Genomic DNA, 11886 nt, shown 5'->3' on the forward strand with positions numbered 1-11886 from the left:
GAACGCGTGGACGGCGGAGCCGTCCACCCTACATGAGCAAACTGCATCTCGCCCTCGTGGCGGCTTCACTCTCGACGTCCGCCTACGCCGCGGTTCCCCTCGCAACTTGCGACAGCGCCGGCTTCCAGGAAGTCCTGCAAGCCAATGGCGAACAAGTCGATGCGCGCGCCGTCTGGCTCGACAAGCGCCTGGTGCGCTGGCCGGGCGCCGCCGCTGACGGCGCCTATCGCCTGTACCACTCCCCTGCCGCATCGGTCAATGCCAAGCCAGGCGCCAAGGTGACCGGCGCCACCGGCTCGATCAAGCTCGACATCTCTACCACCGCCGTCCCGCAAGCCGCGGCCGAGCGCTTCAAATGGGTCGCGACCGGCCCAACCCTGCGCGTGGCGGACGCCGATCTCGCGCGTCTGCCGGCCCTGCACCGCGAACAGCTGGTGCTGGTGCAGGAAGACGCGCGCGGCATGGTGGTCGCCGCCACCCGCATCCAGTCGGCCGGCGCGCTCGACGAACTGTATGCCGCCGCCGAAGCCATCCCCGATCTCGGGGCCACGCCGACTGCGAAGAAGACCGGTTTCAAGCTGTGGGCGCCGACCGCGCGCCAGGTGGCGGTCTGCACCTATGACGGCCCGACGGCCAAGGCGAACGCCGTGCACGCGATGACGCTCGACGACAAGACCGGCGCCTGGTCGGCCAGCCTGCCGCGCGACCTGTCGGGCACCTATTACAAATATGCGGTCGACGTCGTCGTGCCCGGCGCCGGCCTGGTGCGCAACCTGGTCACCGATCCGTATTCGGTCAGCCTGAACGCGGATTCGAAGCGCAGCTACATCGCCGACCTCGATGCGCCGAACCTCAAGCCGCGCGGCTGGGACGACACCCGTCCGCCAGCCACGGTGCAGGCCCAGACCGACATGGTCATCTACGAGCTGCACGTGCGCGACTTCTCGCTGATCGACGCGACCGTGCCCGCGCCCAAGCGCGGCAAGTACACCGCCTTCTCCGAGACGAACTCGAATGGCATGAAGCACCTGCGCGCGCTGGCCAAAGCCGGCCTGACCGACGTGCACCTGCTGCCGGTGTACGACATCGGCAGCATCCCGGAAGTGGCTTGCGCACAGCCGCAACCGTCCGGCGCGCCGGACGGCGAAAGCCAGCAGGCCCTGATCGGCAAGACCGCGCATACCGACTGCTTCAACTGGGGCTACGACCCGCAGCACTTCAATGCGGTCGAGGGCAGCTATGCCAGCGACCCGCAGGATGGCGCGCGCCGCATCGTCGAGTTCCGCGAGATGGTGATGAACCTGCACAAGGCAGGCCTGCGCGTCGGTACCGACGTGGTCTACAACCACACCTTCATCGCCGGGCAAGAAGAGAAATCGATCCTCGACCGCGTGGTGCCGGGCTACTACCACCGCCTGGATGAGAAAGGCGGCATCGAGACCTCGACCTGCTGCTTCAACACGGCCACCGAGAACACGATGATGGCCAAGCTGATGATCGACTCGTCGGTACTGTGGACCCGCCACTACAAGATCGACTCCTACCGCTTCGACCTGATGGGCCACCAGCCGCGCGCGGCGATGGAACGCCTGCAGAAGGACGTGAACGAGGCCGCCGGCCGCCATGTGCAGCTGATCGGCGAAGGCTGGAACTTCGGCGAGGTGGCCGATGGCGCGCGCTTCGTGCAGGCCTCGCAGCTGTCCCTGAACGGCACCGGCATCGGCACCTTCAGCGACCGCGCGCGCGACGCCGTGCGCGGCGGCTCGCCGGGCGACTCGGGCGAGATCGTCATCCGCCAGCAAGGCTATATCAATGGCCTGGCGTACGACCCGAACGCGCTCGGCGGCGCGGCCAAACCCGCAGACCTGTTGCGCGCGGCCGACCTGATCCGCGTCGGCCTGGCCGGCTCGGTGCGCAGCTTTTCCGTACAGACCTTCGACGGCAAGGTGCGCCAGCTGCAGGACATCGTCTACGGCGGCAACCAGCCGGCCGGCTATGCGAGCCAGCCCGCCGAGGCGGTGAACTACGTCGAGAACCACGACAACCAGACCCTGTACGACATCAACGCGCTCAAGCTGCCGGTGGCGACCAGCGCTGCCGAGCGTGCGCGGGTGCAGGTGCTGGGCATGGCGATCAATGCCTTCAGCCAGGGCGTGGCCTATTACCACGCCGGCATCGACGTGCTGCGCTCGAAGTCCCTGGACCGCAACAGCTTCAATTCGGGCGACTGGTTCAACCGTCTGGACTGGACCTACCAGGACAACTTCTTCGGCACCGGCCTGCCGCCGGCCGCAGACAATGCCAAGGACTGGCCGCTGTTCAAGCCGCTGCTGGCCAATGCCGCGCTCAAGCCGGCGCCCGCCGACATCGCATTCGCGCGCGACGCCTTCCGCGACTTGCTGCAGATCCGCTCCAGCTCCACGCTGCTGCGCCTGCGCAGCACCGAGGACATCAATGCCCGTCTGCGTTTCTTCAACACCGGCCCGGAGCAGGTGCCGACCGTGCTGGCGGCCTGGATCGACGGCCAGGGCTATCCCGGCGCGAACTTCGCCGGCCTGGGCTACCTGGTGAACGTGGACAAGAAGGCGCACACCATCGACGCCACGCTCCTGCGCGGCAAGAAGCTGCGCCTGCATCCGGTGCATACCGCGGCCGGCGCGGCGGACCAGCGCGCGCAAGAGGCGCGCTTCGACAGCGCGCGAGGCACCTTCACGGTGCCGGCGCGTACCGCGGTGGTGTTTGTGGAGTAGCGTTGGCCGGGGCGCGCAGCCGGCTTCGCCGCCAACGCGGTGATTGTTATCGGCAACCAACACCGGGGGTCACAACACCGGGGGTCAGGTCTGACATTCAGACACACAACACCGGGGGTCAGGTCTGACATTCAGACACGACCTCGACAATCACTAGGCACCAATTAGGTGATCCTGCGCTTTTCGAGAACTGTAACAAGCTTCGCAAAGGCTGAGTTCGTGTCCGAATGTCAGACCTGACCCCGGTTTTTATGACCCCGGTTTTTAGACTCGGTCAGGCCGCGGCGTCGAGCGCCAGCGCGTCGGCCAGCCTTGCGATGGCAAAGGTATTGCGGCCCATGCCCTTGGCCTCGTACAGCGCGCCGTCGGCCAGCTCGCTGATTGCCTGCGCCGTGACGTCCGGCGCGTCGGCCAGGCCGACGCCGATGGTGACGCCCACGGGAATCGCCTGGCTGCCGACCACGAACGGCGCTTCCATCGCCTGCATGATCTTCTTGGCCACCAACTCGACGTCGCGCGGCGAGCCGACTTCGTCGAGCAGCACGGTGAATTCGTCGCCGGCCAGGCGCGCCACCAGGTCGGAGCTGCGCACCACCTTGCGCACGCGGCGCGCGAACTCCACCAGCACCATGTCGCCCACCGCGTGGCCGTGGCTGTCGTTGATCTGCTTGAAGTGGTCGATGTCCAGGTACAGCAGGGCGAAGGCGCGCTCGCGCTGCGGCGCGCGCTGCACCGCCGCCTGCAGCGCCAGCTCGAACTGGCGCCGGTTCGGAATGCCGGTCAGCGCGTCGGTGTGGGCCAGCGCGTGCAGGTTACGCTCATGCATGCGCGCTGCGGTGGCGTCGGTGGTCAGGATGTAGACGCCGACCACCTGGCCGTCGCGCAGGTGCGGCAGGAAGGTCGAGTGCACGATGCGGATGTGCTTCTTGCGCACGATGTCATGCTCGCACTGCGAGGCCTTGCCTTCCCAGGCATCCTTCAGGGCTTCCTGCTGCTGCGACCAGTATTCTTCGCCGAAGGCCTCGACCATGGTCTGGCCAGCCACCTGCTCGGGCGCCTTGCCCAGCCAGGACTGGTGCACCGCGTTGGCGAACACATAACGATGGTCGTGGTCGAGATGCGCGATCAGCACCGGCAGGTTGTCGGTGATCGTGCGCAAGCGTTCCTCGCTCTCGACCAGCCGGTCCTTGGAGGCCTTCAGTTCGGTGATGTCCTTCATCGCCACCACCGCGCCGAGGGTCTTGCCCTGGGCATTGCGCAGCGGCCGGCCGCTGGACATCAGCGTATAGGGAAGGCGTTTGTTCGGTGCGATCACCATCGCGCCGTCGCGCACCACCTCGCCCTTGAGCGCGCGCACCAGCGGCACCTCGTCCATCGCCATCGGCGTGCGGCCGTCGGCGTGGTACAGCGAGTAGTACTGCGACCATTCGCTTGGCGCCACCGCCTTCAGGTCGAGGCCATGGAAGTCGCGCGCGGTGCGGTTGAACAGCGTCAGGTTGCCGATCGCATCGCAAGCGACCACGCCGACGTCGATCGATTCCAGCACCGCGTCCAGCAGCTCCTGCTTTTCTTCCAGCTGCTGGCGGATGCGCATGGACTCGGCCACGCGCTCTTCCAGCTCGGCGGTGCGGGCTGCGATGCGGGCTTCGAGTTCGGTATTGAGCGACTTGAGCGCCTGCTCGGCGAGCATGCGCGCCATCACCGCCTTCATGTGATTCAGTTCGGTTTCGACCAACCCGGCCAGGTCCTTCAGCACCTGGCGCTCCTCGATGCTGAAGCTGCGCGGCGCGCTATCGATGATGCACAGGGTGCCCACCGCCTGGCCATCGCTGTAGACCGGCTGGCCGGCATAGAAGCGGATGTGCGGCGCGCCCGTCACCAGCGGATTGACGGCGAAGCGCGGATCGTGCGCCGCGTCCTCTACCACCAGCATCTCGCTCGCCTGCACCGCATGGCTGCAGAACGAGATCGAGCGCGGCGTCTCCTGCACTTCAAGCCCGGCGCGCGACTTGAACCACTGGCGCCCGGCATCGACCAGCGACACCAGCGCGATCGGCACGCCGAAGGTCATCGCGGCGAGCCGGGTGTACCGGTCGAAGCGCGTTTCCGCGGGCGTGTCGAGGATTTGAAGCGCGGCCAGCGCTGCGAGGCGGGCCTGTTCGTTGTGTGCGTAGGTGACGATGATGGTGCTCTTCCAAATACCGGTTCAGGGACGGCGGGTCGAGGCCGGGACGATGACGGAACGCCGGGGATGGGGGCGTCCACGGCCGAATCTTACATGGGGTTCCTACTGGAAACTACTGTTTCCGCCGTGAGCGTTGCGTGGCGTAGACGCTTTTACGCGTGGGCCCCAGCGGTCGTCAATACGATACATCGTCCTGGAGCCAGGGCAGCAAGAATTAATGTTTCCGTACGGAATCAATGGCAGTCCGTCCGGTCGCCGGATCGTCGGTGAAAATCGCGTCCACGCCGGCTTCCAGGTAGGCGCGAATCTCGCCCGCCGCATCGCCGCGCTGGCTGGGCGAGTCTGCGGGCGGGAAGCGCATGCCAGTTGGCAGGAAGGGATTCTCGGGCCGCATGGTCCACACATGAACCGCCAGCCCGGCGCCGCGCGCATCCTGGACGAAGCGCGTCGCCGCTCCCAGTTCTCCGGCGGCGTCACGCGGGATGACGATGGTCTTGTACGGCGCCACCACGTCGGCATAGCGCGCGATCGCGCGCAGTCCTTCCGGCGTGATCATGTCGGCATAGGTCAGGCCGCTGCCGGCTTCGATCGCATCGTGGGGCGCGCCGCTCGGACCGACCAGCTGGACCAGGCGGTAGCCGGCCATCGCGCGCAGCTCCTTCAGGTTGCCGGTTTCGAAAGACTGGATGAACACGGCCGCATCGCGGCCGCGGTAGCCGTTGGCCGCCAGCACGTCCACCAGGCGCCGCTCGAGCGGCAGACCGATCGACTTGAAATAGCTCGGGTGCTTCAGCTCCGGGACCAGGCCGATGGTCTTGTTGCGCGCGCGGCTTTCCTTGTCGACCAGGTCGATGATTTCCTGCAGGGTCGGGACCGCATGCCGATCATCGTGCATCGTGTTGGCAGGCCGGTTGGCGGGAATGCGCTCGCGGGCGCGCAGCTGTTTGAGTTCGACGAGAGTGAAGTCTTCGGTGAACCAGCCGCTGACCACCGCGCCGTCAATGGTCTTGCTGGCCTTGCGCGCGGAGAACTGCGCCAGCTCCGCGACGTTGGTGGTGCCCGAGATTTCGTTCTCGTGGCGCGCCACCAGCACGCCGTCGCGCGTTGCGACCAGGTCGGGCTCGACGCTGTCGGCGCCGTCCTCGATCGCCTTGCGGTAGGCGGCCAGCGTGTGCTCGGGCCGCAGGGCCGAGGCGCCGCGGTGGGCGATGACGCTGGGAGAGGTGGGCCAGGACGGGCCCGGGTTCTTCAGGTCGTGGCTGGCGCAGCCGGCCGCCAGCAGCGCGACGAATGCCGCGCCGGCGACACGCAAGGAAAGTGAACAGGCAGGATGCGACACGGGCCACCTCCGGTGATCAGGCTTGGCTTTCATTGTCGGGGTTGACCGTGACACCGGTGTGACATTCGGCGTCAGGCCACCGGCCCTTTGACTACCGCTTCGACCCGATGACCGTCAGGATCGACCAGGAAAGCCGCGTAGTAATGCGGGCCGTAGTCGGGGCGCAGTCCCGGAGCGCCGTTATCCGCGCCGCCCGCACGCATCCCGGCCGCATGGAAGGTATCCACGGCCGCTCGCGTCGGCGCGGCGAACGCGAGGTGAAACCCTGGACCGGGCGCCGCGGCGTCATCGCGCTGCTTCAGGCACAGGATGTCCTCATCGTCTTCCAGACCATAGCCGATCGCCTCGTCGTCCTCGAACACGCGCCGGAAACCCAGCGCGCCAAGGATGCCGTCGTAGAAACGCGCGCTGGCATGCAGATTCCGCACGCCGAGCGACAGGTGATGAATCATGCGGGTCCTTCTAGATGTCCAGGTGCGAAATCAGCAGCCGGCGCTGTTCGATGTCGTTCTGGCTACCCTGGCTGCCCTCCCCTTGGGCTCCCAGCGAGATCCCGACCGACATGATGTCGATCAGAAGCAGCTGCAGGATGCGCGAGATCATCGACAGGAAGGTGGTGCTGTCCTCGCTGTGGTCGACCGCCAGGCAGACGCTGGCCTTCTTGGCCAGCGGCGACTTGCTGCTGGTGATGGCGATGACGTCGGCGCCTTGCGCGCGCGCGGTGTCGACTGCCTCCAGCAGGTCGGGCAGCTGGCCGCCGGTGGAGATCGCGATCACCACGTCGCCCGGTCCCAAGAGGCCGGCGGCCAGGTTGAGCAGGTGCGAGTCGCCGTACAGCGCGGCCGGGATACGGAAGCGGAAGAACTTGTGCTGGCCGTCCAGCGCCACCGCGCGCGAATTGCCCATCGCGTAGAACTCGACCCGGCGCGCGCGCCGCAGCAGCTCGATCGCGCGGTCGATCGCATGCACGTCGAGCGCGTCGCGGAACTTCAGGATCGCCGACACCGTGTTGTCGATCACCTTGGCCGACAAATCGTGGGTGCTGTCGGTGACCCGCACCTGGCTGTGCCGCACCGGGATGGTGCCGGTCAGGCTGCCGGCGAATTTGAGCTTGAATTCGGCCAGGCCCTGGAAGCCCAGCGAACGGCAGAAGCGGATCACGGTTGGCTGGCTCACGTCCGCCAGGCGCGCGATCTCGGCGATCGGTTCGGACAGCACCTTACGCGGATGGTCGACCACCAGGCTGGCCACGCGCTGCTCGGCCGGCGACAGTTCGTGGCGCAGCTGCTGCACGCGGTCCATCAGCGTGTTGGCGCCGCTGCGTCCGCGCAGGTGTTCGGACAGGATCGCCGACACGCCGTACAGGGCCGGGTTCGGGGTCATGATGACGAAGGTCGGGATCTGTGCGATGTAGTCGGAAAAGCGCCCCTTGGCCTCGAAGCGGGCCCGGAACGGCGAACCGGCGAACCACTCGCCCATGCGCGGCACGATGCCGCCGCCGATGAAGATGCCGCCGAAGGCGCCCAGGGTCACCGCCAGGTTGGCGGCGGCGCTGCCCAGCATGCCGGCGAAGGTTTCCAGCACCTCCAGGCACAGGGCGTCGCCGGCGTCCAGCGCGCCGCTCATGATCTCGGCGGTGCTGCGCGCAGGCGCATCGACGCCGTTGCGTTGCGCCAGCGCGCGGTAGATCAGTTCGATGCCGGGGCCGGAGATCAGGCGCTCGTTCGAGACGTGCTTCCATTCGCGCCAGGCGTATTGCAGGATCGCGAATTCGCGCTCGTCGCTCGGCGCGAAGTTGACGTGGCCGCCCTCGCTGCCCAGGGTCACGAAACCGTCGATGGTCGGGATCACGCCCGATACGCCCAGGCCCGTGCCGGGACCGAGCACGCCCGACACCGCATGCGTCTGCGCCTGTCCGCCGCCGACCTGCAGCAGGTCCTTCGGCTGGAAGCCGGGCAGCGCCATCGCCAGCGCGGTGAAATCGTTTACGATCAGGAGCGTCGACAGGCCCAGCGCGCGGCGCACCTCGTCGGTCGAGAACTGCCAGTCGCGATTGGTCATGCGGATCAAATCGCCGCTGATCGGATTGGCCAGCGCGAAGGCCGCGTGGCTGATGCGCTGGTTCGGATGATCGGCCAGGTACGCGTGCAGCAGCGGGACGATGCCGTCGTAGTCGTCGCAGCGCAGCACGGTGACCTGGGAGAGGACCCCGGGCGCGGTCTCGAGACCGAAGCGCGCATGGGTGGCGCCGATGTCGGCCAGCAGGCGCGGACCGTCGGCAAAGGCGGCGCGCGTGGGCTTCAGTTTGGTGTATGGATCAACGGTCATCGTGTAAGGATACCATTGAACGAATTGCAAGAGAATGGGGTTGGGGTGCTGCGGGAGGTGCGGGTCGGCGTGCTAAATTGGGTACCCGCCTTCGCGGGTACGACGTGCTTGCGTACATGGTACAACGTGTTTGCGTAGCGGGCCGTCAGCCTGGTTCCTGGCCCGCGCCTTCGAAACGTCGTACCCGCGGAGGCGGGTACCCAAGTTCTTAAAACGAAGCCACCACCATCAAGATCAGCGCACCAGCCCTTCCACCAGCGCCTTGTGGAATTTCACCGGCTCCTGCATCTGCGGCGCATGCCCCATGTCCGGGAAGGTCACCAGCTTCGAGCCGGGAATCGCTTCCTTCGTCTTCTGCGCCAGCACCGTGTAGTTGCCCAGCTTCGGACGGATCTCGGCCGGCGCCGCGTCCTTGCCGATCGCGGTCGTGTCCTTCAGGCCCATCAGCAGGAAGGTCGGCACTTTAATCAGCGGGAACTCGTAGACCACCGGCTGCGTATAGATCATGTCGTAGATCAGCGCCGAATTCCAGGCCACGATTTCCTTGCCCTTGCCGCGGTACATACCGACCAGCATCTGCACCGGCACCTCGTACTCCGGCTTCCACTGGCCGTTGTAGTAGGTGGTGCGCGAGTATTCGCGCAGGCGCTCGGCCGAGGTTTTCAGCTCGCGCTCATACCATTTGTCCACGCCCAGCGACGGCACGCCGAGGTTCTTCCAGTCTTCCAGGCCGATCGGGTTGATCATCACCAGCTGGTCGGTGGCTTCCGGATACATCAGCGCATAGCGCGTGGCCAGCATGCCGCCGGTCGAGTGGCCGATGACGATCGCCTTCTTCACGCCGATCGATTCGAGCAGCTTGCGGGTGTTGTCGGCCAGTTGCTGGAAGCTGTACTGGTAATGCTGCGGCTTGGTCGACTTGCAGAAGCCGATCTGGTCGGGCACCACGACGCGGTAGCCTGCCTGTGTCAGGGCCTTGGTGGTGCCGTCCCAGGTCGCGCCGCAGAAGTTCTTGCCATGCATGAGCACCACGGTGCGGCCATTCGGCTTGGCCGGCTTGACGTCCATATAGGTCATCTGCAGGTCGACGCCCTGCGACTTGAAGCGGTATTGCTGCGTCGGCTCGGGGTACTTGAACTCTTCCAGCTCGGGACCGTAGCTCGGCTCCGTGGGGGACTGGGCGAAGGCGTGGACCGGCAGCAGCGCGAGGGCAACGCTCATTCCCGCGACAACACGGGCAATACGTGTAAAGACTGGCATGGCAATCTGTGCAAAGTTGACGGAACTCCCAGTCTATCCCAGTTTACGGGCGCTTCGATACCGTGATTTTCACGCCATCGTCAGGCCAATAATGCGCGCATCTCCGGCACCGACAACGGCGCCGCCTGCGCCTCCTGGAAGCGCTCCAGCACCCGCTCGATCGCCGGCGCCGGCTGCGCGCGGCTGAAGTACCAGCCCTGCACGCAGTGCACGCCGCGCTCGGCCAGCCACGACAGGTCAGCCTCGTCCTCCAGCCCCTCGCACAGCAGCTCGGCGTCGAACACCGCTGCGATGCCCTGGATCAGGGCGAACACGCCGGCGGTGCGGGCGTCGCTTGCCACGCCGTGCACGAAACGGCGGTCGGCCTTGAGGCGATCGAAGGGGAAGCTGTTGAGCGCGTCGAGGTTCGAATAGCCGGTGCCGAAGTCGTCGACCGCCACCCGCACCCCAAGCGCGCGCAGCGCCGACACGCGCTGGTGCAGCAGTTGCGGCGAATCCAGCAGCAGGCTTTCGGTGACCTCGAATTCGAGCAGCGCACCGGGCACGTCGGTGGCCTCGAGGACGTCGGCCAGGCGCGCGAAAATCTGGGCATGCATCAGCGAAGCGCGAGAAAAATTGAGCGCCACCGGTGGCACGTCGCGGCCCCGCGCGCGCCATGCCATCAGGTCGTGGCAGACCAGGTCGAGCACATGCATGTCGAGCTCGAAGATGCGGCCGGAGCTCTCGGCCTGCGGCACGAACATCGCCGGTCCCACCAGGCCATACACCGGATGGCGCCAGCGCACCAGCGCCTCGAGTCCGATCAGGCGGCCGCGGGCGACGTCGACCTGCGGCTGGTAATGCACTTCCAGGTGGCCGAAGCGCGGCGCGCCGCGGATCGCTTCGCGCAGCTCGTAGCGCAGGCGCGCACGCGCCATGAGCGCCGCGTCGTACTCATGCACGGCGCTCGCGTCCTGGTGCTGGCGGACCGAGGATGCCGCGGTGTCCGCGGTATCGAGCAGGCCGCCGGCGTTTTCCTCGCACGGCAGCGCCTGGCGCCGCAAGCCGATGCGCGCGTGCAGCGTATGCATATTGCCCGGCTCGACCTCGAACGGCTGGTCGATGGCGGCGCATAGCCGCTGCATCCACGATTGCTCATCCTGCGGCGGCGACAGCAGCGCGAACGCGAACTGGTCGGCGCCCAGATGGCCGAACAGCGCGCCGTCGACCCAGTCTTCGAGGCGCTTGCCCATCAGGCGCAGGATGCGGTCGCCCGTCTCGCGCCGGAACAGGTCGTTCACCTGGCGGAATCCGATCAGGTCCACCAGGCCGACCGTGACTGTCTGCCCGTCGTGGTCCGCCAGCATGCGCTGCAGGTGATGCAGGAACACCGCGCGGTTGAACATGCCGGTGACCGGATCGCAGTAGCGCAGCTCGAGCAGGTCGACCACGATGCGGGCCATCAGGCGCAACTGCGCGGCCTGGGCCACGTCGAGCGTGCGCGGCTCGGTGCCCATCACCCATAGGTTGCCCAGCAGGTGCTCGCTTTCGCCGCGCAACGGCACGGAGGCGTAGTGGCGGTAATGCGGCGCCCCGGTCACCAGCGGATTGCCGGCGAAGTGCGGATCGAGGCTGGCGTCTTCGACCTCGAACCAGTCGCCGCCGCCCTCCACCGCGCGCTCGCAGAAGGAACCGCAGCGCGGGAAAAAACTGGCATGGATGCCGATATGCGACGGCAGCCAGATCTGCGACTTGAACATCAGGCTGATGCCGCCGATGTCGGCGCCGGTGGCCTGCACCGCCAGCCGCGTGATGTAGTCGAGCTTCGGATCGGGAGAATCGGCCATGCCGACCTCGCCGTCTTCCGGCAGGTGCGGGCCGGCATACGCATCGCCTGCGGGCGCCAGCCGGCGCGGCGCGCCCTGCACCTGGCGGTAGCTCGTTCTTGCTCTTGCATTGCTGCCCATGCTCGCTCCCCTTCACCGCGCCAGGTCGGATCGACGCGCAACGGCCGTGCGCTCTGTCGGCGCACGGTTCCGTAAAGC

7 protein-coding genes are annotated in these 11886 nt (G+C 67.0%); 1 reads left to right on the forward strand and 6 read right to left on the reverse strand.

Annotated elements, in window-relative coordinates:
- Positions 1-32: 32 nt before the first annotated feature.
- On the forward strand, positions 33-2750 hold the full coding sequence (locus tag AC3A6F_RS10225; protein ID WP_487680306.1) for an alpha-1,6-glucosidase domain-containing protein: 2718 nt from the start codon (positions 33-35) through the stop codon (positions 2748-2750).
- Between the two features lie 274 nt (positions 2751-3024).
- On the opposite strand, the gene AC3A6F_RS10230 is transcribed toward AC3A6F_RS10225, so the two are convergent.
- The 6 genes from AC3A6F_RS10230 to AC3A6F_RS10255 all read right to left on the reverse strand — a co-directional run bounded on the left by AC3A6F_RS10230 (position 3025) and on the right by AC3A6F_RS10255 (position 11808).
- The gene (locus AC3A6F_RS10230; protein WP_487680451.1) at positions 3025-4950 is read right to left on the reverse strand and encodes a sensor domain-containing diguanylate cyclase; all 1926 of its coding nucleotides are present in this window, start codon (positions 4948-4950) and stop codon (positions 3025-3027) included.
- A 199-nt stretch (positions 4951-5149) separates the two neighbouring features.
- Positions 5150-6274 (reverse strand): glycerophosphodiester phosphodiesterase, encoded by a 1125-nt coding sequence (locus AC3A6F_RS10235; RefSeq protein WP_487680308.1) that lies wholly within the window; start codon positions 6272-6274, stop codon positions 5150-5152.
- Positions 6275-6345: 71 nt separating this feature from the next.
- Entirely contained in the window at positions 6346-6726 is a 381-nt protein-coding gene (locus AC3A6F_RS10240; protein ID WP_487680310.1) for a VOC family protein, read from the reverse strand.
- A gap of 10 nt (positions 6727-6736) precedes the next feature.
- Positions 6737-8602: a glucokinase gene (locus tag AC3A6F_RS10245; RefSeq protein WP_487680312.1), complete on the reverse strand. Its 1866-nt coding sequence runs from the start codon at positions 8600-8602 to the stop codon at positions 6737-6739.
- A 234-nt stretch (positions 8603-8836) separates the two neighbouring features.
- Positions 8837-9862: an alpha/beta fold hydrolase gene (locus tag AC3A6F_RS10250; RefSeq protein WP_487680314.1), complete on the reverse strand. Its 1026-nt coding sequence runs from the start codon at positions 9860-9862 to the stop codon at positions 8837-8839.
- A gap of 80 nt (positions 9863-9942) precedes the next feature.
- Entirely contained in the window at positions 9943-11808 is a 1866-nt protein-coding gene (locus tag AC3A6F_RS10255; RefSeq protein WP_487680316.1) for a putative bifunctional diguanylate cyclase/phosphodiesterase, read from the reverse strand.
- Positions 11809-11886 lie beyond the last annotated feature (78 nt).

This window comes from Massilia sp. Soil_C_3, assembly GCF_057657035.1.